20 protein-coding genes are annotated in these 20,063 nt (G+C 57.7%); 12 read left to right on the forward strand and 8 right to left on the reverse strand.

Annotation, left to right across the window (positions count from 1 at the left end; genetic code table 11):
• Window positions 1-20: 20 nt before the first annotated feature.
• Complete coding sequence (locus AC2FLA_RS10450) at window positions 21-680, forward strand: YggS family pyridoxal phosphate-dependent enzyme (RefSeq protein WP_496722012.1); 660 nt, start codon at window positions 21-23, stop codon at window positions 678-680.
• On the opposite strand, the gene AC2FLA_RS10455 is transcribed toward AC2FLA_RS10450, so the two are convergent.
• Both AC2FLA_RS10455 and ribA read right to left on the reverse strand, forming a co-directional pair.
• Complete coding sequence (locus AC2FLA_RS10455) at window positions 664-1,164, reverse strand: L,D-transpeptidase family protein (protein WP_496722013.1); 501 nt, start codon at window positions 1,162-1,164, stop codon at window positions 664-666. The genes AC2FLA_RS10450 and AC2FLA_RS10455 overlap by 17 nt on opposite strands.
• On the reverse strand, window positions 1,161-2,255 hold the full coding sequence (gene ribA, locus AC2FLA_RS10460; RefSeq protein ID WP_058272568.1) for a GTP cyclohydrolase II: 1,095 nt from the start codon (window positions 2,253-2,255) through the stop codon (window positions 1,161-1,163). Before ribA ends, AC2FLA_RS10455 begins: the two co-directional genes overlap by 4 nt.
• 161 nt (window positions 2,256-2,416) lie before the next feature.
• Here ribA and AC2FLA_RS10465 point away from each other — a divergent pair, with 161 nt between their 5' ends.
• From AC2FLA_RS10465 to AC2FLA_RS10485, 5 genes are all read left to right on the forward strand, one after another.
• On the forward strand, window positions 2,417-3,103 hold the full coding sequence (locus AC2FLA_RS10465) for a response regulator transcription factor (protein WP_058272567.1): 687 nt from the start codon (window positions 2,417-2,419) through the stop codon (window positions 3,101-3,103).
• A gap of 986 nt (window positions 3,104-4,089) precedes the next feature.
• Complete coding sequence (locus tag AC2FLA_RS10470) at window positions 4,090-4,878, forward strand: exodeoxyribonuclease III (RefSeq protein WP_496722015.1); 789 nt, start codon at window positions 4,090-4,092, stop codon at window positions 4,876-4,878.
• A 76-nt stretch (window positions 4,879-4,954) separates the two neighbouring features.
• A complete protein-coding gene (gene trxA / locus AC2FLA_RS10475; RefSeq protein WP_496722017.1) occupies window positions 4,955-5,872 on the forward strand; it encodes a thioredoxin in 918 nt (305 codons plus the stop codon).
• Window positions 5,873-5,899: 27 nt separating this feature from the next.
• Window positions 5,900-6,541 carry an LON peptidase substrate-binding domain-containing protein gene (locus tag AC2FLA_RS10480; protein ID WP_496722019.1) on the forward strand — a complete coding sequence of 214 codons (642 nt, stop codon included), beginning with the start codon at window positions 5,900-5,902 and terminating at the stop codon, window positions 6,539-6,541.
• Complete coding sequence (locus AC2FLA_RS10485) at window positions 6,538-6,723, forward strand: Trm112 family protein (protein WP_058272562.1); 186 nt, start codon at window positions 6,538-6,540, stop codon at window positions 6,721-6,723. The genes AC2FLA_RS10480 and AC2FLA_RS10485 overlap by 4 nt, the downstream gene beginning before the upstream one ends.
• On the opposite strand, the gene AC2FLA_RS10490 is transcribed toward AC2FLA_RS10485, so the two are convergent.
• Window positions 6,720-7,982, reverse strand: coding sequence for an FAD-dependent monooxygenase (locus tag AC2FLA_RS10490; protein ID WP_496722021.1), 1,263 nt, complete (start codon window positions 7,980-7,982; stop codon window positions 6,720-6,722). The genes AC2FLA_RS10485 and AC2FLA_RS10490 overlap by 4 nt on opposite strands.
• A 53-nt stretch (window positions 7,983-8,035) precedes the next feature.
• On the opposite strand from AC2FLA_RS10490, the gene AC2FLA_RS10495 reads away from it, so the two are divergent.
• From AC2FLA_RS10495 to AC2FLA_RS10510, 4 genes are all read left to right on the forward strand, one after another.
• Window positions 8,036-9,364 carry an amidase gene (locus tag AC2FLA_RS10495; RefSeq protein ID WP_496722023.1) on the forward strand — a complete coding sequence of 443 codons (1,329 nt, stop codon included), beginning with the start codon at window positions 8,036-8,038 and terminating at the stop codon, window positions 9,362-9,364.
• Between the two features lie 108 nt (window positions 9,365-9,472).
• The gene (locus AC2FLA_RS10500) at window positions 9,473-10,654 is read left to right on the forward strand and encodes an aminotransferase class I/II-fold pyridoxal phosphate-dependent enzyme (protein WP_496722025.1); all 1,182 of its coding nucleotides are present in this window, start codon (window positions 9,473-9,475) and stop codon (window positions 10,652-10,654) included.
• Between the two features lie 14 nt (window positions 10,655-10,668).
• On the forward strand, window positions 10,669-13,566 hold the full coding sequence (locus AC2FLA_RS10505) for a DNA translocase FtsK 4TM domain-containing protein (protein WP_496722027.1): 2,898 nt from the start codon (window positions 10,669-10,671) through the stop codon (window positions 13,564-13,566).
• Between the two features lie 40 nt (window positions 13,567-13,606).
• Entirely contained in the window at window positions 13,607-14,203 is a 597-nt protein-coding gene (locus AC2FLA_RS10510; protein ID WP_496722029.1) for a LolA family protein, read from the forward strand.
• Between the two features lie 12 nt (window positions 14,204-14,215).
• On the opposite strand, the gene AC2FLA_RS10515 is transcribed toward AC2FLA_RS10510, so the two are convergent.
• Window positions 14,216-14,797: a transglycosylase SLT domain-containing protein gene (locus tag AC2FLA_RS10515; protein WP_058279757.1), complete on the reverse strand. Its 582-nt coding sequence runs from the start codon at window positions 14,795-14,797 to the stop codon at window positions 14,216-14,218.
• Window positions 14,798-14,857: 60 nt separating this feature from the next.
• Window positions 14,858-15,739 carry an AEC family transporter gene (locus AC2FLA_RS10520; RefSeq protein ID WP_496722031.1) on the reverse strand — a complete coding sequence of 294 codons (882 nt, stop codon included), beginning with the start codon at window positions 15,737-15,739 and terminating at the stop codon, window positions 14,858-14,860.
• An 80-nt stretch (window positions 15,740-15,819) separates the two neighbouring features.
• Here AC2FLA_RS10520 and hspQ point away from each other — a divergent pair, with 80 nt between their 5' ends.
• Window positions 15,820-16,146, forward strand: coding sequence for a heat shock protein HspQ (gene hspQ / locus AC2FLA_RS10525; RefSeq protein ID WP_108861127.1), 327 nt, complete (start codon window positions 15,820-15,822; stop codon window positions 16,144-16,146).
• A 34-nt stretch (window positions 16,147-16,180) separates the two neighbouring features.
• Here the strand turns inward: hspQ and AC2FLA_RS10530 are convergent, their stop codons facing one another.
• The 3 genes from AC2FLA_RS10530 to AC2FLA_RS10540 all read right to left on the reverse strand — a co-directional run bounded on the left by AC2FLA_RS10530 (window position 16,181) and on the right by AC2FLA_RS10540 (window position 18,779).
• Window positions 16,181-17,758, reverse strand: coding sequence for a gamma-glutamyltransferase family protein (locus AC2FLA_RS10530; RefSeq protein WP_496722033.1), 1,578 nt, complete (start codon window positions 17,756-17,758; stop codon window positions 16,181-16,183).
• A gap of 210 nt (window positions 17,759-17,968) precedes the next feature.
• A complete protein-coding gene (locus AC2FLA_RS10535) occupies window positions 17,969-18,418 on the reverse strand; it encodes an ATP-binding protein (RefSeq protein WP_496722035.1) in 450 nt (149 codons plus the stop codon).
• 22 nt (window positions 18,419-18,440) lie between these two features.
• Window positions 18,441-18,779: an STAS domain-containing protein gene (locus AC2FLA_RS10540; protein WP_496722037.1), complete on the reverse strand. Its 339-nt coding sequence runs from the start codon at window positions 18,777-18,779 to the stop codon at window positions 18,441-18,443.
• Between the two features lie 102 nt (window positions 18,780-18,881).
• On the opposite strand from AC2FLA_RS10540, the gene AC2FLA_RS10545 reads away from it, so the two are divergent.
• Window positions 18,882-20,054, forward strand: a complete 1,173-nt coding sequence (locus AC2FLA_RS10545) for a thiolase family protein (RefSeq protein ID WP_496722039.1) — start codon at window positions 18,882-18,884, stop codon at window positions 20,052-20,054.
• Window positions 20,055-20,063: the final 9 nt, after the last annotated feature.

Below are 20,063 nucleotides of genomic sequence, written 5' to 3' on the forward strand. Positions count from 1 at the left end.
AAAGCAGAGAGAGGAAATCCATGTCGCTGCACGACATCACTGCCCGCATCGCCAAGGCCGAATCCGCCGCCGGACGACTTGCGGGTTCGACAAAGCTGATCGCGGTTTCAAAGGTCCAGCCGAATGAACGTGTTGAGGCTGTACTAAGCCAGGGCCACCGCTGTTTTGGGGAAAACCGCGTGCAGGAAGCGGCCGAAAAATGGCCGGGCTTTAAAGAGCAATTCTCAGGGATAGATTTGCATCTGATCGGGCCGCTGCAAACCAACAAGGCCCGGCAGGCAATGGAGCTGTTCAACGCGATTCACTCGGTGGATCGGCCCAAGTTGGCCAAAACGCTGGCACGGCTGGCGCAAGAGCTTGGCCACTGCCCGGATCTGTTCATTCAGGTCAACACCGGAGAAGAAGAGCAAAAAGCAGGGATCATGCCGGTTGATGCGGACGCCTTCATCGCCGAGTGCCGCGAACTGGATTTGCCGGTTCAGGGATTGATGGCAATTCCACCAGTTGAAGAAGAACCCTCGCTGCATTTTGCGTTGCTGGCCAAAATTGCTGAACGCAACGGGTTGCCGGGCTTGTCGATGGGGATGAGCGGTGATTTCGAGCAGGCGATTGCGTTGGGTGCCACCCACGTGCGCGTGGGGTCCGCCATCTTTGGCGAGCGAGTCAAACCTGCGGGATAATCAGACGCGTTCCGGGGGAAATTCTACGCGCGATCCAATGCAAATGGTCGCGGCGAAACGCGACACAGCCTTCGGTCGGGTAGCCGGGGCGTCTCCACTGGTGAAGGAAAATGGCTGAACCGCGGTCCTGCACAGAGTTCGGCCAGTTCCAGTCGGTGATCAGAACAAGATCATACAAAGGATCTGCGCGCCGCAGCTTTTCGTGGCTGGGCGCATAGGGCGCGCTGACTATCTGATTGTACTGACCGTCCGTGCTGTCATCAGACCAAAGATCTCCGGGGCCTATCGGGATGGCCCATGAGGCCGGAATTGCCAATCTGTCCGGCCGAAACAGCATACCGACAATGTGGTGTACCCCGATTGGGGTTGCCCCATCGCCTTCGTGCTTGTCATCTGTCAGGCCTCCTTTTCCGACCGAACAGGGAAAGAGGCGACCGGCAAACCGGACGCCTCGTGGCGTAAGCACCAGATCGTCAGGGGTCACAGCAAATGACCTGATTTCGCTGCCTTAGTGGCCAGATATCCCCGGTTGTGGGCTGTTTCACCCACTTTCAGCGGCACTCTTTCGGTCACGGCGATGCCTGTTTTTTCCATCATCGCGATTTTCGCCGGGTTGTTTGTCAGCAATCGAACCGACGAAAAACCAAGTTCTTTGAGGATGTCCGAGCCTAGTCTGAAATCGCGTTCATCGTCTTCGAACCCCAATCGGTGATTGGCCTCGACCGTGTCAAAACCCTGATCCTGTAGGAAATAGGCCCGCATTTTGTTGGCAAGGCCGATGCCGCGTCCCTCCTGATTGAGGTACAGCAACACGCCAGCACCTTCGGAGCCCATCTGGGCAAGGGCCCCACGCAATTGCGGTCCGCAATCACATTTCAAGCTACCCATCAGATCGCCAGTAAAGCAGGCCGAATGCAATCGGGCCAATACCGGTTTGCTTCGGTCTGGACGCCCTATTTCTACGGCATAGTGCTCTTCTCCGCCATCTTCTGGGCGGAAAACGTGCAGCCGCCCGGCCTCGGACACTTCCATCGGCAGGCGCGCGGCGGCAATCGCGTGCAGGGCGCTTCGATCTGCCAGATGCGGTGCAGCGCGGGTGTGGTCGATGCAGGTCAGGCCGTGTGCCACCGCAAAATCGCGACCGTCATCAATGGGAACCACCACGGCGGCCGGCAAGAGGCGTGCGGACTTCGTCAAAGCGATGGCAATACGGTGCAGATTGGCACTACCCTGACGCTCGGACATCAGGGGGCCTTTCATCGGGGTATTCAAATCATCCGAGGGATCGGCGACCGCCTGAACCCATGCGATGTCGGTGTCTGATGGGATGATTACCCGTGCGAGGTCGCCATCATATGCGCGTGCCTTCAGCGTTTCTGCGCGTCTTACGGTGATCGCGACCACGGGCTGACCTTCGAAGTTCCGTAGGTCGGCCAGCCGTTGTGCGCTTAATGTCTCGGACGCTATCGCTATGACGCTGAACCCGCTGTCATCAGTCAATACGACTGGAACGCCCATGCGCAGGTCTGCGCGGGCCCGTGCCAGCAATTCCGAGATATCGGGGATAAGACTCATCTATGTTACCCTATAACGTGTTGGTCTTCATCTACCCCGAACGGAAGAAAAAGTGAAACAATTCCTCTGCGTCAGACACGAGGGCGTGAGACCATTGCAGTAAATCTTGTTGATTGCACATTTCGCACGCAAATGGTGGAAAAGGCTTAGGAGGACCGGACATGGCTCAGCTCAAGAAAATCCTGCTGGTGGATGATGATGAAGATCTGCGCGAGGCGCTCAGCGAGCAACTCGTGATGACCGAGGATTTCGACGTGTTCGAAGCGGCAGACGGTCAATCCGCCATGGAGCGCGCACGCGAGGCGATTTACGATCTGGTCATTCTGGACGTCGGTCTGCCGGACACGGACGGTCGTGAGCTGTGCCGTCTGATGCGCAAACAAGGCGTCAAAAGCCCGATCCTGATGCTGACCGGCCATGACAGCGACGCAGATACCATTCTGGGTCTGGATGCCGGTGCCAATGATTACGTCTCTAAGCCGTTCAAATTTCCGGTCCTGCTGGCCCGCATCCGCGCGCAGTTGCGCCAGCATGAACAATCCGAAGACGCGGTCTTTGTACTGGGGCCGTATACCTTCAAGCCGGCGATGAAGATGTTGATCACCGAAGAGGATCGAAAGATCCGCCTGACCGAAAAAGAAACCAACATTCTCAAGTTCCTGTACCGCTCGGCAGATGGCGTGGTCGCCCGCGACGTTCTGCTGCACGAGGTCTGGGGCTATAACGCCGGTGTCACCACACATACGCTGGAAACCCACATCTATCGTCTGCGCCAAAAGATCGAACCCGACCCATCGAACGCGCGCCTTTTGGTCACAGAATCGGGCGGATATCGCTTGGTCTCGTAACTCCGGGTGGATTGACGTGGATCAAAGTGATACTCTGGATGTGTAATTAGAATACTCCCAACCCGCGCATGTCCGGGTTATGACATGCACCTCCCTGTTGGACTGCCGGGCCTTATGGCCCGGCTTTTTTTTGTAGACGGTGGGGATTTGAAGTCCGCTTTGAGCCCACTTTGACCGACGCTGCAAGTTGATGGAAGGTCCGCTTTGTGGGAAGTACAAAGAGCTACTGAGCAGAAATAAACTGTCGTTGAAGCGGTTCCAAATCGAAGGTTGAGACGATTATACGAAAAGGCACGTTGTAGAAAATTGGCAAGAAACACTGGCAATCCACCCAAAGTAAGCATTCCGCGAATTGGTGAGCTTCCGACATGGTGGTCAAAGATTATCGGTATTAAGTGCCCGGAATGCGGTCGTCCTCAGCCACCACGAATGATGGCTTCAACTAATCCCCATCGCGGGCTCAATAAAACCGACTTCCACATGTGCGGAAGCTGTGGGAAACTTCTCTATTTGACTGGTAGGCGGCGTGTTCGGCGGTATTTCCTACTGGTGTTGCCCACATTTATCGGAGTTGCGGTTTTGGGGTTTTCTGTTCTTCGAAACATCGAAGGCCTGAACATTTATCGTGAGGCAAGGGAAGCTTATGAACCAAACTTCTTGGGTTTTCTTTTAATGTGTGCCGCGATTTACATCGCTGTGAGTCTGCTATCGCGATTTGAAAGTGTAGGAGTTGCTGAATCGTCAGAAACGGAAGTGGAACAACCGCGATCCACCCGTTAAACTTCGAGTAATCAAAGCTGCGACGCGGACATTTCTGAGTCCGAGAATACCCGTTACTCCAAGACGCTATACATCAATTGCAGACCTTGGGTCTGGCGCAGCGAATTCACACTTTGTCCGCTTAGCTGCTCTTCCTCGATCGTTTCCTATGGCACCCCATCCCTCACCACGCTAACCTCCGCCCAACCGCGACAGAGGAATCCCCCATGCCCTTTACTCTTGCTACCTGGAACATCAACTCGGTCCGCCTGCGCGAGCCTATCGTGCTGAAATTACTGCAGGAAGAAGCGCCGGACATTCTGTGTTTGCAAGAATGCAAGTCGCCGGTTGAGAAGATCCCAACCGACGGATTTGCCGAACTGGGGTACACCCACATGGTTGCAAGGGGCCAGAAGGGGTATAACGGCGTCGCCATCCTGTCGCGCCTGCCGATGGAAGAAGTCGGTGACAAGGATTTTGCAGGTCTCGGCCACGCGCGCCACATCGCTGGGCGGTTGGAAAATGGTGTCACCATTCACAATTTCTACGTCCCGGCCGGTGGCGACATCCCGGACCGTGAAAAGAACGAGAAGTTCGGGCAGAAGCTCGACTACCTCACAGATATGCGTGACTGGTTCCATGCCGAAAAGCCCGAAAAGTCCATTCTGGTTGGCGATCTGAACATCGCCCCGCGCGAGGATGACGTCTGGTCGCACAAAAAACTGCTCAAGGTCGTCTCACACACACCGATCGAGGTTGAACACCTGGCCGAAACGCAGGACGCAGGCGGATGGGTGGACATAACCCGTAAGGACATCCCCGAGGGGCAGCTGTACAGCTGGTGGTCCTATCGCGCCCGCGATTGGGACGCTGCCGACAAGGGGCGGCGTCTGGATCATGTCTGGGCCACGCAGGATATCTCGAACGCGGGGCACTCCAGCCGCGTTCTGCGTGATGCGCGCGGGTGGGAAAAACCCAGCGACCACGCACCAGTCTTTGCGACATTCGACCTTTGACCCTGCAACTCTCCCCTTGGTTTCTGCCCTTTGCAGTTGCATATAGGGGCCAAATTCGAACGAAAGAGTGAATGCCATGGACCTTCTGAACGCCGCAGCCGGACCCGATACCGCCGATCTGATCAAGGACGGATCCGAGGCCACCTTTATGGCCGATGTCGTCGAGGCCTCGCAGGAAATCCCTGTGATCGTGGATTTCTGGGCCCCATGGTGTGGTCCGTGCAAAACGCTTGGGCCGCTGTTGGAAGAGGCTGTGACCGCCGCCAAAGGGGCGGTGAAGATGGTCAAGATCAACGTGGATGAGGCACAGATGATCGCCTCTCAAATGCGCGTTCAGTCGATCCCGACGGTATACGCGTTCTACAAAGGCCAGCCGGTCGATGGGTTTCAGGGCGCCGTGCCGGGGTCCGAGATCAAGGCGTTCGTGGACCGAGTTATTGAGGCCGCAGGTGGTGAAAGCCCCGGCGGTCAGTTGGATGACGCTGTTCTGGCCGCCGAAGAAATGCTGGCCGATGGCGCAGCTGTGGATGCCGCACAGACCTTTTCCGCCATTCTGGGGGAAGACCCGAACCACGCCGCCGCTTATGGCGGTCTGGTGCGCGCCCATATTGCAGCAGGCGATCTGGAGCAGGCCGAGGCGATTTTGAACGGCGCACCCGCAGAGATTTCAACCTCGGCCGAGGTTGAGGCCGCCCATGCCCAACTGGAGCTGGCGAAACAGGCTGCCGATGCTGGTCCTGTGGGTGAGCTGAAAGCAGCGGTTGAGGCAGATGCCGACAACCATCAGGCGCGGTTCGATCTTGCACAGGCGCTGCACGCCAGTGGTGAAGTTGAAGAGGCTGTTACGCAATTGTTGGAACTGTTCCGCCGCGACCGCGAGTGGGATGACGGTGCCGCAAAGGCGCAACTGTTCACCATTTTTGACGCGCTGAAGCCCAATGATCCGATTGTTCTGAACGGGCGGCGCAAGCTCAGCTCGATGATATTTGCCTAATTCCTGATCAGGGCTACACTCGGGTACATGATGCATCCCGCTGATCTGCCGGAGACGGTATCCGTTTTCCCATTGCCCGGGGCGCTTTTGCTGCCCCGGTCTCGCTTGCCGCTACATATTTTTGAGCCGCGCTACCTGCAAATGCTGGACGACGCGCTGAAAACGCCTGAACGGCTGATCGGTATGATCCAGCCGAACCCATGTCAGTCCAACGAAAGCAAACTGCATCAAATCGGCTGTGCCGGGCGTGTGACGCAGTTCTCTGAAACCGAAGACGGTCGGTACCTGATCACACTGTCCGGCGTCTCGCGGTTTCGGATCAAGTCCGAGTTGGATGCGTTTACGCCTTATCGCCGTTGTGCTGTTTCATGGGACGGGTTTGACCGCGATCTTGGCAAGGCCGAAGCGGACAATGCGTTCGATCGGTCGCGGTTTTTGGATTTGCTCGAACGGTTTTTTTCCTCGCGCCAGCTTTCGACCGACTGGGACACGTTGAAGGATGCCGATGACGAGCTTTTGGTGAATTCTCTGTCGATGCTGCTGGATTTCGATCCCGAAGAGAAACAGGCGCTGCTTGAGGCACCTTGCCTTCGCACGCGCCGCGAGACATTGGTGACATTGATTGAATTCGCCATGCGCGGCGGATCGAGCGAGGAAAAACTGCAATGACCGAAGCTGAACACCCCTTTGACCGCCACATGCTTGAGGCGCTGATCTGTCCGCAGACGCACACCACTTTGCACTACGACGCCGAAAAGCAGGAACTGGTGTCCAAAGCCGCCAATCTAGCCTTTCCGATCCGCAACGGTATCCCGGTGATGTTGGTGGACGAAGCCCGGCAGCTAGACTAAATCGCGCGCCCTTGCAGCAGTTTCGGCAGGTCTCCGGTTAGCCCGGCGGCCTCGCGTACAAAGCCGCGGCGCAGGCCTGGCATTGAACCAACGATCTCCATCCCGATGTCGCGCCCGAAGCGCAGAATCGGGTTGTCGTTCGAAAACAGCTTGTTGAACACATCGGTCGCCATGGCCAGCGCCGCCGTGTCGAACCGTCTCCATTCCTGATAGCGCTCCAGCACCAAAACTGATGCGATATCCTCGCCGCGCCGTCCAGCCAGTGTCAGAACTTCCGCCAAAGCGCCTACGTCGCGAAGACCTGCATTCAAACCCTGACCTGCGATTGGGTGCATGCCGTGGGCGGCGTCGCCTACCAGCGCCATGCGGTCACCAATAAAGGAATTGGCGATGGTCAGGTTCAACGGATAGGTGAACCGGTCACCCTGCAGACGGATGTTCCCCAGAAAATCACCAAATCGCGGGCGCAATACCTGCAGGTAATCCGCCTCGGGCATGGCGTTGATGCGTTTGGCAATTTCAGAGCGTTCGCTCCAGACGATCGAGCTGCGATTGCCGGTCAGCGGCAGAATCGCCAAGGGGCCGGGGGGCATGAAGAACTGATGCGCCACGCCGTTATGGGGCAGCTCATGCTCGATGGCACACACCAGCGCGGTCTGGCCGTAGTCCCAACCGGTGCGCTTGATCCCAGCACGCGCGGCGGTGCCACTGCGGCGCCCGTCGCAGCCAACCAACAATCCGCCGGTCAGGGTCGTGCCATCATCCAGCGTCAGCGTTACGCCGGTTTCGTCGGTGGCTTGGGCAACAACCGTTTTGCCGCTGATCTGCGTAACACCGCTTTGTTCGGCCATTGTGTCAAGAAACGCGCGGCGCAGGTGGCGGTCTTCGACCATGTAACCCATCGGGCCTTCTTCAATCTCGGCATGGTCAAAATGCAAGAAAAACGGGGATGAACCAGCGCCGGAATGGCCATCGGTGACCTTGATCTCAAGCATGGGTTGGGCATGGTCTGCCACCTTGTCCCAGACGCCAACCGCATCCAGCAGCCGCTGCGAGGCCAGCGCCAGCGCATAGGCGCGCCCGTCGAAAGCCGCGTTTTTCCGCGCTTTTTCAGCCAATGCGTCAATAACGGTGACAGAATGCCCTGTCTGCGCCAGTGCCAGTGCCAGGGCCGGGCCGTTCAGGCCGCCGCCTACAATCAGGATATCCGAGTTGTGTTCCATGGCCTGCAATATGCGCGCCCTTTCGGGATTGTCCATGTGCGGTCCTGTCGCTACCGTCCTCCAAAGTGCTTTTTCCAGAGGGGGCGGGGATGCAGGACTGGCTGACCATGACGGCGTGTGATCTGGGTCGGGGTATCGGCATGGGACAGATCGATCCGGTTGAATTGACCGAGACTTATCTGGCCGCCATCGACGCGCATCCGCACCGCGACAGGATCTATGCCCGCGTTACGCATGATCGTGCACGAGCCGAGGCACAGGCTGCGCAGGAGCGCGCCAATCTGGGCCTGCGGCGCTCCCTGCTGGATGGTGTGCCGATCAGCTGGAAAGATCTGTTCGACACCGCCGGCACCGCGACTGAGGCAGGCTCGGCGTTGCTGAAAGGCCGGGTGCCCGAAATGGACGCGGTCGTTGTGCGTAACGCCACCGCCATGGGCACGGTGTGTTTGGGCAAGACGCATATGAGCGAGCTGGCCTTCTCAGGCCTTGGCCTGAACCCGATCACTGGCACGCCCCCATGCATTGACGATGAAGACGCCGTATCCGGAGGCTCTTCCTCCGGCGCGGCCGCATCGGTGGCCTGGGGGCTTGCCGCCTGTGGGATCGGTTCGGATACGGGCGGGTCAGTGCGCATTCCAGCGGCCTGGAACAATCTGGTCGGGCTGAAAACCACCGCCGGGCGCGTCAGCCTTGAGGGTACAGTGCCCTTGTGTCTGCGGTTCGACACAGTTGGTCCACTGACCCGCTCAGTCGAGGACGCGGCTCAGATGCTGGCCTTGCTCGAGGGGCGCTCTCCACCGGATCTTCGCGGTGCCAGCCTGAAAGGTCGCCGCTTTGCCAATCTTCAGACTGTGGCACAGGACGACCTGAGGGATGAACCGCGCAAGGCCTTTGAGGATGGGTTGCAAAAACTCACCGAGGCAGGGGCCGAGATCGTTCCGCTTGACGTCCCCGAGCTGCACGACGCCATGGCGCTGTCCGGCATTCTGTACACGACCGAAGCTTATGGGTTGTGGCGCGATGTGATCGAAGCCAACCCTAACGCCATGTATCCCGAGATTCTGGAACGGTTTCGGTCGGGTCAAAACGCGACCGGTGCCGACTACATCGCGGCCTGGTCCAGGCTGAAAGCCTGTCGGGCTGCATGGGATGCCGCCACATCCGGGTTTGATGCGGTGCTTGCGCCGACAGCGCCCATTTTGCCGCCGAATCTGGATCGGTTGATGAATGACCATGACTACTACGTCACGGAAAACCTGTTGGCGCTGCGCAACACCCGTATTGGCAATCTGATGGGACTTGCTGCACTGACACTGCCGACCGGAATACCCGGGTGTGGCGTGTTGATGATGGGATATCCAGGCTCGGAAGAGGCCCTGCTTAGGCTGGGATCAGCCGCCGAGGCGGCGTTGGCCTGAATGCCACAATCCCCTGATTCGCCACCTCTTTGTCTGGACGAAACCGGGCGCGATCTGTAGTCTGCCTGTAAAACGGGGCGAAATGATCCCGGTATTGAGGCAGTAGTTATGAATTTCCCCGAACGGTTTTCGGACCTACCGGAATATGCATTCCCGCGTCTGCGCACCCTGTTGGATCATCACCAGCCGGGTGGCGAAGTGATTCACATGACCATTGGCGCGCCTATGCATGATTTTCCGGCGTGGGTCACCGATGTGATCACAGAAAACGCGGCCGGGTTTAAAGGATACCCTCCAAACGAAGGGTCGCCCGAGTTGCGGTCGGCGATTACTGACTGGATTGATCGCCGCTATGGCGTTTCGATGGACCCTGACACCAACGTGATGGCGTTGAATGGCACGCGCGAAGGATTGTACAACGCCGCGATGGCGCTGTGCCCCGAGCAGAAAAACGGTGAAAAGCCCGTCATACTGTGCCCGAATCCATTCTACCAGGTCTATATGGTGGCCTCGCTGTCGGTTCGTGCCGAGCCTGTATTCGTATCCGCAACTGCCGCCACAGGTCACTTGCCGAACTATTCGGGGCTACCAAAGGACGTTCTGAACCGCACCGTAGCGGCCTATATCTGTTCTCCCGCCAATCCGCAGGGCGCAGTCGCCTCGCGCGACTATTGGGTCGAACTGATCCAACTGGCCGAAACCTATGATTTCCGCATCTTCGCGGATGAATGTTATTCCGAAATTTACCGCGACACGGCACCAACCGGTGTGCTGACCGTCGCGCAGGAACTTGGGGCCGATCCGGAGCGGATCACCTTATTCAATTCACTGTCGAAGCGGTCCAATCTGGCTGGTCTGCGCTCGGGCCTGATCGCCGGTGGTCCCGAGACCATCAAGAGGGTCAAGCAGTTACGCAACTACGCAGGTGCGCCTTTACCGCTACCTTTGCAGGCTGCCGCCGCAAAAGTTTGGGCAGATGAGGCGCATGTTGTAGAGAACCGCGCGCTGTATCAGGAAAAATACACGATCGCGGATGAGGTTTTCGCGGGCGTGCAGGGCTATATGGCGCCTGAAGCCGGGTTTTTCCTATGGCTGCCAGTCGAAAATGGCGAGGAAACCACATTAAGGCTGTGGCAGGAAACCGGTGTTCGGGTGCTGCCTGGTGCATATCTTTCTCAAGGTGATCCGGGGCAAAACCCGGGCGAACAATTTATCCGGGTCGCAATGGTGGCCCCAAAAACAGAGTTGCGGCAGGGGCTGATTACGCTCCGTGACTGCATCTATTCGTGAGGTACGAGGGCAAAATGGCATCATATAACGCGCGCAACCGCGATCCATTGCTGGACAGTACGACCCAGGCCGCCATCGAAAGGCGTAGCAAGGAACTGATCGGGATCGCCCTGATCCTGCTGGGGCTGGCTTCAGCCGCGATGATCTGGTCCTACACGCCGGATGATCCGAACTGGATGGTGTCGACAGACGCGCCAGTGCAGAACTGGATGGGGCGGATTGGGGCGTCGATCGCCGCGCCGCTGTTCATGATCGTCGGATGGGGCAGTTGGAGCATCGCAATGGTGCTGATCGGTTGGGGCATACGCTTTGCCGGGCATTTTGGCGAGGACCGCGCGGTGGCCCGCTTGATCTTTGCGCCGATCTGGATTGCCATCGTTTCCGTCTACGCCGCGACTTTGGTGCCGGGCGAGGCCTGGCGCACGACCCACAGCTTTGGGCTGGGTGGTTTGTTTGGTGATACCGTCATGGGCGCGTTGCTGACGCTGCTGCCCATCTCATCCCATTTCATGGTCAAACTGATGTCGCTGGCGATGGCTGCTGGCATGCTGGTGCTGGGTACATTTGTCCTTGGGTTCACAAAAGCCGACGTGCGCAAAGGCGCGCGTGCATTCTTGTTGGGTCTTGTGATGTCCTATGACATGTTGATGAACCTCTTGGGTCGCAGTGCGTCGGTGACCGCACAGGCGGCACGAGATCGCCGGGCACAGTGGGAAGAGCGTAAGGCCATCCGCGCAGAGGCCAACGACGCGGTGTTTGACGATGATATGGCGTATGCCGATCCGATGTTCGAAGAGCCGGATTTCGAAGAGCCCGAACCTGCAAAACCAGGTCTGCTGGCGCGTATGCCCAGCCTGATCCGCCGGGCCGACCCCATGCCGGAACCTGAACTGGTCGCCCGCGAACCGGTTGCCGGATTCGATGAAATGCCGGGTGAAGATCGTATCAAGTCCAAGATTTCGGCAGCCGTGCGCAATCGCAAGGTGGCCGCGGGTGAAGTAGCGCCAGAGGTCGATCCAACCCTGCCTTTGACCAAAGGGCGTGGCCGGGGGCCGGACCCGCTGATCCTGAACGCCAGAGGCGGAGAGGAGCTTCCGCCCGAGCCGCCGATGACATTGGACGGTCTGCCGCCTGAGCCGATGTTGACGGCCGAGCCTGAACCCGAATGGCAGCAGGAACCCCTGCATCATGATTTTGCGCCCGAGCCCGTCTATGAGGATGAGGCCGTATTTGAAGACGCACCCGAACCCGAACCGACCCCGCTTCCTGCGATGAAAATTCCAGTGGCCGAACCGCGCAAACCCGTGGTGGCGCAGCCCGTGCGCCGCACCCCTGCGCCGTCGCGTCGTGCACAGGCCGAAGCGCAACCTGGGCTGTCCTTTGAAGACCGGCATTCGGACTTTGAGCTGCCGCCTTTGAGCTTGCTGTCCAACCCTTCCAGCATTCAGCGCCATCACCTCAGCGATGAGGCATTGGAAGAAAACGCGCGCATGTTGGAAAACGTGCTGGACGACTATGGCGTCAAGGGTGAGATCACCAGTGTCCGCCCCGGCCCGGTCGTTACCATGTACGAACTAGAGCCTGCTCCGGGCCTGAAAGCGAGCCGGGTTATCGGTCTGGCCGACGATATCGCGCGCTCGATGTCGGCACTGTCGGCACGTGTTTCGACCCTGCCGGGTCGCTCGGTGATCGGGATCGAATTGCCCAATGAAAACCGCGAGATGGTGGTTTTGCGCGAAATCCTTGCCAGCCGTGATTTTGGCGATGGCAACCACGCGCTGCCACTGGCGCTGGGCAAAGATATCGGCGGCGAATCCATGGTCGCAAACCTGGCTAAGATGCCCCACTTGTTGATTGCGGGGACAACCGGTTCCGGTAAGTCGGTCGCGATCAACACCATGATCCTATCGCTGCTATATAAGCTGACACCGGACGAATGCCGCCTGATCATGATCGACCCCAAGATGCTGGAACTGTCCGTCTATGATGGCATTCCGCATCTGCTGTCGCCCGTTGTGACCGACCCGAAAAAGGCGGTTGTCGCCCTGAAATGGGTCGTGGGCGAGATGGAAGACCGCTATCGCAAGATGTCCAAGATGGGCGTGCGCAACATCGCGGGCTACAATGGCCGCGTAAAAGACGCGCTGGCCAAAGGAGAATTGTTCAGCCGCACCGTCCAGACCGGGTTTGACGACGAAACCGGCGAGCCAACGTTCGAGACCGAAGAATTCGCGCCCGAGGCGATGCCCTACATCGTCGTGATCGTCGACGAGATGGCTGACCTGATGATGGTCGCGGGCAAAGAAATCGAAGCCTGCATCCAGCGTCTGGCGCAGATGGCGCGGGCCTCGGGTATTCACCTGATCATGGCCACGCAACGTCCCTCGGTCGATGTGATTACTGGTACGATCAAGGCGAACTTCCCAACCCGGATTTCGTTCCAGGTGACCTCAAAGATCGACAGCCGCACGATCTTGGGTGAAATGGGTGCCGAGCAACTTTTGGGGCAGGGTGATATGCTTTTCATGGCCGGCGGCGCCAAGATTACCCGTTGTCATGGTCCGTTTGTGTCGGACGAAGAGGTCGAAGAGATCGTAAACCACCTAAAACAGTTCGGCCCACCAGACTATGTGAACACCGTGCTGGACGGCCCATCTGAGGATAAAGCCGACAACATCGATGCGGTTCTGGGCCTGAACACGGGCGGCAACACCAACGGCGAAGACGCGCTATACGATCAGGCGGTGGCGATTGTGATCAAGGATCGCAAATGCTCGACCTCGTACATTCAGCGGAAACTTGCCATTGGCTACAACAAAGCTGCGCGACTTGTTGAGCAAATGGAGGATGAAAGCATTGTTTCGTCGGCAAATCACGTCGGGAAACGCGAAATCCTCGTCCCTGAGCAATAGGATATTTAATAACAAGGGCAGAGCGCTTATCTGGTGACTTATGAAACAGATTGCCTTTGCCCTTGCTTTGACACTCGCCGCGCCTGCGGCCTGGGCGGCTGATAAGCTGCCGTTGTCCCAAATCTCAAACTACCTCAATGGTCTCAAAACCGTTGAGACCACGTTTACGCAAGTTAACGATGACGGTTCCCTGAGTACCGGAAAGCTGTGGATGGAACGCCCCGGTAAGATGCGGTTCGAATATGACCCGCCCAACAGCGCTGTGGTTCTGGCGCGCGCAGGTACGGTGCAGATCTTTGATCCGAAATCGAACCAACCGCCGGAGCAGTATCCGCTAAAACGTACGCCGTTGTCGCTGGTGCTGGCGCGCAACGTCAATCTGGGTCAGGCGAATATGGTGGTTGCCCATGATTTTGACGGGACGGCCACGGTTGTTACCGCTCGGGACCCAAAGAACCCCGAATCCGGCCGTATTGAACTGATGTTTACGGGGGACCCGATCGAGCTGCGCAAATGGGTCATTCACGACAATGCCGGCAGTCAGACAACCGTTCTGCTGGGGCAGCTGAGTACCGGCGGAAATCTCAGCAACGATCTGTTTTCCAGATCAAAAAGAAGCGGGTCAGGCAATCGCTGACCCGCACTCCTGTCAGTAGCGGCAATTGGCCAGCTGCGCCTGATAAAGCTTGGCGCGTGCATCGACGTCATTGGCGACGTTCAACAGCCAGGATTTGCTGTTATGGCTACCGCGGGCAAAGCCGGTGTGCCCCTCGTGATACGCCAGATACTGGTTGCGCGTATCTGTGGGGTGAATACCGTTCCGCTGTTGGCTTTTATTCATATACCAGCCGATGAAATCTGACGCATCGCGGATGCGGTCCCGCTTGGCGCGGCGTTTGCCGGTTTCCTTGCGATATTCATCCCAGGTGCCGTCCAGCGCCTGGCTGAATCCGTAGGCGCTGCTTTGACGGCCCATGGGGATCACACCCAGAACGTATTGGTGCGGCGTACGTGCGTCGTGTTTATAGCGGCTTTCCTGATAGATCGTCGCCATTTGAACGTGAATTGGGACGCCCCATTTTCGTTCGGTGCTTTTGAACGCCTTGATAAAATCAGGCCGTTCGCGCGCAATGCTGCACGCGTCATTCAATCTGCTCGGTGGCTGTTTGGACCCGCCACCGCAGGATGCCAAAAGCAGCACCCCGAAGAGTACGAAAAGAATTCTGCTCATGTGCCTCGTGCCTTTTTTCTTTATTCTAGCGCAAATTGAGCGATTAGGAAATCACAATCGTTATAGAACAATGGCTAGAATTATAGGCAAAGTGCCCACGCTTAGCACAGTTGATACCATGACCATCCCTGCAACCGCGTCCGAATCCGCGTCAAACCGCTCGGCCAGCAGGTACGATGTAACCGCGACCGGGGTGCACATCTGCAGGACCAATACTCCAAAAGCGGTTGCGTCCAGATCAAAGAATCGAGCTATTGCCCAGCCGAGCGCGAAGCAGACCAGCAGCTTCAGGACGGACAGCCAGATCGCCTGACCCAATTTGCGGGTCGTCAGCCTTGCAATTGCCACGCCGACTGTAATCAACATCATGGGGATGGCCATTTGGCCTAGCAGCTCTAGCGTATTGGTCAGGAACAGTGGCGTTTCCCAGTCTTGCCATAGGAATAAGGCCCCAAGCAGGGTTGCCCAAACCATCGGTTCGCGCGCAACTTTGCCGAATGCACCCTTTCCAGCGACGAGGTAAATTCCATAGGTGAAAGAAAACAGGGCGGTAATTGCCAGGAAAATGACTGCAAAACCCAGACCTGCCTGACCAAACGCAAAAATACACAGCGGCAGGCCCAGATTTCCGGTATTGCCAAAAATCAGTGGCGACAGGTAAGTCCGACGGTCCAGGTTTGAAAGTCGAACGAAAACGCCAAAGGCCACGGCAAGGCCAATATGACCCGCAATTGCGGCCAGTGTGAAGCGGGTCAACTCTCCTGCCGGGATCTCGGTTTGCATCAGCGCCACAAAGATCAGGCTGGGCACGGCAAGCGTCACGGCAAGGCGCGTCACAAACTCCAAACGGTACTCAAAACCAAGTTTGACCCAGGTGAATCCAATGCCCGCCAGCAAGAAAACCGGCGCCACAATTTCGAACACTGTCAGTAAGATGTTCACAGACTGTTTCCTTTAATTTCCGATCAATGATTGGCATTCCGGCCCGGAAAGAGGTAGTAAGATCTCTGGGGGCTGAGATAATGCTGAAGACAAATGCCAAGTACCGCCTGGGACAGGTGGTCCGCCATAAAAAGCATCCCTTCCGAGGGGTGATTTTTGACGTGGACCCGGAATTTTCCAACACAGAAGAGTGGTATCAGGCCATTCCCGAGGACAGCCGCCCCATCAAGGATCAACCGTTTTATCATCTGCTCGCAGAAAACGATCAATCCTTCTATGTGGCTTATGTTTCAGAACAAAATCTGGTTGCGGACCAATCCGGGGAACCGGTTGAGCATCCTGATATTCCTGACATGTTCGGTCCTTTCGAGAATGGCGCGTACCCGCTGCACTTTAATTTGAACTAAGTAATTTGGTGCGCCAGATTGCGCGCCCCGGTGGTCAATAACCTAACGCACAACCGTCTTTTCTGGGGTCGCTTGCGCCCTCCAGAACACCATCTGTGCGGATTCGGATTGCTTGCGCTCCGCCAAGGGGCGTTTCTGGAACCTGAACGTTGTGCCCAAAATCGCTCAATTGTTGAGATGTGCTGGGCGGAATTCCGCGTTCAAGTTTCAGAACGCCGCCGTATGCAAAGGCGCGCGGGGCGTCCACAGAGGCCTGCAAACCCAACTCATGATCCGTGAGGTTGGACAATAGGCGTGCGTGGCCTGTTGGTTGAAAAGCGCCGCCCATCACGCCAAATGGCATGAGCACACGGCCATCCTGTTTGAGCATACCGGGAATGATCGTGTGCATCGGGCGTTTGCCCGGGCCAAGCTCGTTTGGGTGACCGGCGCTCAGGTTGAAGCCTGAGCCGCGGTTTTGCAGCAAAATCCCGTATTTTTCCGATGCGATGCCAGACCCGAAGCTGTGAAATATGGAATAGATCAGCGAAACAGCCATCCGATCCCGGTCAACAACCGTGATATAGACCGTGTCCTTATGAATGGACTCGGTTAGTGGAGCCGTCGCTGGTATGGCGCGCTTGGGGTCAATCAACGCGGCCAGCTTGTCCGCCACGCTCTGGTCGAGGAATCGTTCAGCGTGGGTTGTGTGATCGGGGTCCGCAATGAACCGATTGCGCGCGTCATAGGCGAGTTTTGACGCCTCGGCCTCAAGATGGATGATTTCTGGGCCAAATGGATCAAGACCAGCCAGATCGAAGTTCTTTAGGATGTTCAAAAGCAGGATTGCAGTCGCACCCTGGCCGTTGGGCGGGTGTTCGACAAGGTCAATGCCGTTGTAGTTTCCGCTGACAGGCTGGGTTTTTGTGCATTGCGTGGCCAGAAAATCCTCGGCCGTGTGAACACCACCCAATGCTGTCAGGGCGTCAATCATATCCTGTGCAATTTCACCGGAATAAAAGGCGTCACGACCATTGCGTGCAATCCGGCGCAGAACCTCGGCTTGCCCTGGCGCGCGAAAGACCTGACCTGTTTTTGGCGCTTCGCCGTCAGTCAGGTAGTGCCTGCGCGCGGCGCCCTGTAACGTGGCAGCCCCCGTATTCCAATCAATGGCGACGCGGGGTGCAACCGGGACACCCACCTCGGCATAATGTATGGCTGGCTGTAGAATTGCGTCCAGCCCAAGCTTTCCTTCGGATTCTGCCAAATGGCAAAACGCATCAATTGCACCGGGAATGGTCACAGCATCGGGCGTGTTCAATGGCACTGAATCCAGCCCTTCGGCCCGCAACCGATCGGCATCCGCCGCTGCTGGCGCGCGGCCAGACCCGTTCAGAGCCCGAATTTGATCTTCGCCCGCGCGATTGAACAGAACAAAGCAATCACCGCCTATCCCGGTCATCTGCGGTTCACAAATGCCCAGCAGCACGGCACCTGCTATGGCGGCGTCCATGGCATTGCCGCCTTGTTGGAGAATACTCACCGCAGCCTGCGCGGCCAGAGGATGTGATGTGGCGCACATTCCTTCGGTTGCCAAAACTTCGGACCGACCCGGAGTGTGAAAATCCCGCATAGCTTTGCCTTCTCCCTTTGAACGCGCCGAAGGTAAAGCGTGGTCAGAGATTGTCTAGTCACATCAAGGAGAAGATCCTCGGCGCCGTTCACTGGGTGGGGGCTGTGACACGAGGCGCCGAGGGAAGCTATCTGAGCTACGGATACCTTTTTGCCCTTTGTTTGCGGCGCGGCAATGGTGCGATCTGGGCCATTATGTGACGATTTTGGGTCAGGTGGTCGGGTTTGGAAAGTCAAACCGCAGGGACAACCGGTTGCAGCCATTGCGATGTTCATAGCGAATGTCGCTGGTCAGTTCGTGGATCAGGAACCAGCCAAACCCGCCTTCGGGCAACTCGTCGAGTGTCGATCCCAAAGGCGCGGGCACACCATCGGGCACGCGAAATCCAGGCAAAGGAGTCCCGGTGTCAGAGATCAAAATGTCCAGCCAGTTTTGATGCAGGCGACAATGCACCCGGACCTTGGCCGGAGTGACGCCCGCATAGGCGTGCTCGACCACGTTGTTGATCGCCTCGGCCAGAGCGATTTTCACGTCACTCGCCTTGTGTGGCGGTAGGCCCTGCGCCTCCAACCCTTTGCTTAGCTGGGCGATGCCAACACTGGCTTCGGCTTCGGTTGCAGCAAAGCTCAAATCCAAGCAGTTCCCGTTCCCCATCGACATCGCGCCTATTCAATCCGTGAAGTCATTCCGCCGACGGTGTCAGAGCGTCGTCCAGGGTAGGATAGAGGTTGAAAACCGTATCCATGCGAGTCAGCCGAAACACCTTTTCGACAAACGGGTGCAACCCGGCCAAATCCAACCTGCGGTCACTGCCCAATTGTTTCATCGACGCGACGATAGCCCCAAGGCCACTTGAGTCGATGAATTCGACCCCCGTCAAATCCAGGACCACACGCGGCGCGCCACCTTCGGCCTCACTGCGCATGTCTTCTTTGAACTGAATGGCCATTGCGGCATCAATCCGGTCCGAATGCACGGTAATGATCTGCGTCGTGTCTGTTATCTTACTGGTCAGGGCCATGCGCGCGGGTTCTCTAAACTGAAAATCATTCGTAGAAATACGCTAGACGGCAATTCTTACCATTCGGTATCCATCTCAGTAGAAAAGCGAAGGAGCATCCAGATGAAGCAAGTCGTTATCGCCGGCGCGGCGCGGACCCCGATGGGTGGGTTTCAGGGGATGTTCGATACCGTGACAGCGGCCGATCTGGGCGGCGACGCCATCAGGGCGGCATTGCAAGGGGCCGGTACTGAAACCGTTGACGAAGTCCTTATGGGGTGTGTTTTGCCGGCCGGGCAGGGGCAGGCGCCCGCACGCCAGGCCGGTTTTGCGGCAGGGTTGGGCGAAGACGTTCCCGCCACAACGCTGAACAAAATGTGCGGATCGGGCATGAAAGCGGCCATGATGGCCTATGACCAGATCGCTCTAGGGCATGCCGATACAATGATCGCAGGCGGGATGGAGAGCATGACGAATGCCCCCTACCTTTTGCCCAAAATGCGCGAAGGCGCGCGATTGGGTCATGCGCAGGCAATGGATCATATGTTCCTGGACGGGCTCGAGGACGCTTATGACAAAGGTCGCCTGATGGGCACATTCGCCGAAGACTGTGCCGAGGCCTTTCAGTTTACACGTGAAGCGCAGGACGAATATGCGCTGCGTTCATTGTCAAATGCGCTGGCCGCACAGGAAAACGGCGCATTCGCGGATGAAATCACACCGGTTACGGTCCGTACCCGCAAGGGTGAGGTCACGCAGGCCACGGATGAACAGCCACTCTCGGCGCGGCCCGAGAAGATCCCGACCCTCAAGCCGGCGTTTCGTAAGGACGGTACTGTCACCGCAGCAAACTCCTCTTCGATATCGGATGGCGCGGCTGCATTGGTTCTGGCATCCGAGGACGCAGCCCAAGCGCAGGGTCTGACTGTTCGTGCCCGTATTGTCGGCCATGCCAGTCACGCGCAGGCACCGGGGCTGTTCACGACCGCACCAGTTCCGGCCGCGCAAAAACTGCTGACCAATATCGGTTGGTCGAAAGAAGATGTCGATCTGTGGGAGGTCAACGAAGCCTTTGCCGTCGTGCCGATGGCGTTCATGCACGAGATGGGTCTGCCCCGCGATATCGTCAACGTGAACGGCGGGGCGTGCGCTCTTGGTCACCCGATTGGCGCGTCGGGTGCGCGGATCATGGTCACCCTGCTGAACGCGTTGGAAAAGCGAAACCTGAAACGCGGGGTGGCGGCGATCTGCATCGGCGGCGGCGAAGGCACGGCGATAGCCATCGAACGCGTTTGACGCTTCACC

The organism is Ruegeria sp. CDSA033 (assembly GCF_059612305.1).

What these genes read in the sequence shown, in the direction of transcription:
- AC2FLA_RS10450 (WP_496722012.1), top strand. Translation starts at nt 21, where the DNA reads ATGTCGCTGCACGACATCACTGCCCGCATCGCCAAGGCCGAATCCGCC.
- ribA (WP_058272568.1), bottom strand. Translation starts at nt 2,255, where the DNA reads ATGAGTCTTATCCCCGATATCTCGGAATTGCTGGCACGGGCCCGCGCA.
- AC2FLA_RS10465 (WP_058272567.1), top strand. Translation starts at nt 2,417, where the DNA reads ATGGCTCAGCTCAAGAAAATCCTGCTGGTGGATGATGATGAAGATCTG.
- AC2FLA_RS10470 (WP_496722015.1), top strand. Translation starts at nt 4,090, where the DNA reads ATGCCCTTTACTCTTGCTACCTGGAACATCAACTCGGTCCGCCTGCGC.
- trxA (WP_496722017.1), top strand. Translation starts at nt 4,955, where the DNA reads ATGGACCTTCTGAACGCCGCAGCCGGACCCGATACCGCCGATCTGATC.
- AC2FLA_RS10480 (WP_496722019.1), top strand. Translation starts at nt 5,900, where the DNA reads ATGATGCATCCCGCTGATCTGCCGGAGACGGTATCCGTTTTCCCATTG.
- AC2FLA_RS10485 (WP_058272562.1), top strand. Translation starts at nt 6,538, where the DNA reads ATGACCGAAGCTGAACACCCCTTTGACCGCCACATGCTTGAGGCGCTG.
- AC2FLA_RS10490 (WP_496722021.1), bottom strand. Translation starts at nt 7,982, where the DNA reads ATGGACAATCCCGAAAGGGCGCGCATATTGCAGGCCATGGAACACAAC.
- AC2FLA_RS10495 (WP_496722023.1), top strand. Translation starts at nt 8,036, where the DNA reads ATGCAGGACTGGCTGACCATGACGGCGTGTGATCTGGGTCGGGGTATC.
- AC2FLA_RS10500 (WP_496722025.1), top strand. Translation starts at nt 9,473, where the DNA reads ATGAATTTCCCCGAACGGTTTTCGGACCTACCGGAATATGCATTCCCG.
- AC2FLA_RS10505 (WP_496722027.1), top strand. Translation starts at nt 10,669, where the DNA reads ATGGCATCATATAACGCGCGCAACCGCGATCCATTGCTGGACAGTACG.
- AC2FLA_RS10510 (WP_496722029.1), top strand. Translation starts at nt 13,607, where the DNA reads ATGAAACAGATTGCCTTTGCCCTTGCTTTGACACTCGCCGCGCCTGCG.
- AC2FLA_RS10515 (WP_058279757.1), bottom strand. Translation starts at nt 14,797, where the DNA reads ATGAGCAGAATTCTTTTCGTACTCTTCGGGGTGCTGCTTTTGGCATCC.
- hspQ (WP_108861127.1), top strand. Translation starts at nt 15,820, where the DNA reads ATGCTGAAGACAAATGCCAAGTACCGCCTGGGACAGGTGGTCCGCCAT.
- AC2FLA_RS10530 (WP_496722033.1), bottom strand. Translation starts at nt 17,758, where the DNA reads ATGCGGGATTTTCACACTCCGGGTCGGTCCGAAGTTTTGGCAACCGAA.
- AC2FLA_RS10535 (WP_496722035.1), bottom strand. Translation starts at nt 18,418, where the DNA reads ATGTCGATGGGGAACGGGAACTGCTTGGATTTGAGCTTTGCTGCAACC.
- AC2FLA_RS10540 (WP_496722037.1), bottom strand. Translation starts at nt 18,779, where the DNA reads ATGGCCCTGACCAGTAAGATAACAGACACGACGCAGATCATTACCGTG.
- AC2FLA_RS10545 (WP_496722039.1), top strand. Translation starts at nt 18,882, where the DNA reads ATGAAGCAAGTCGTTATCGCCGGCGCGGCGCGGACCCCGATGGGTGGG.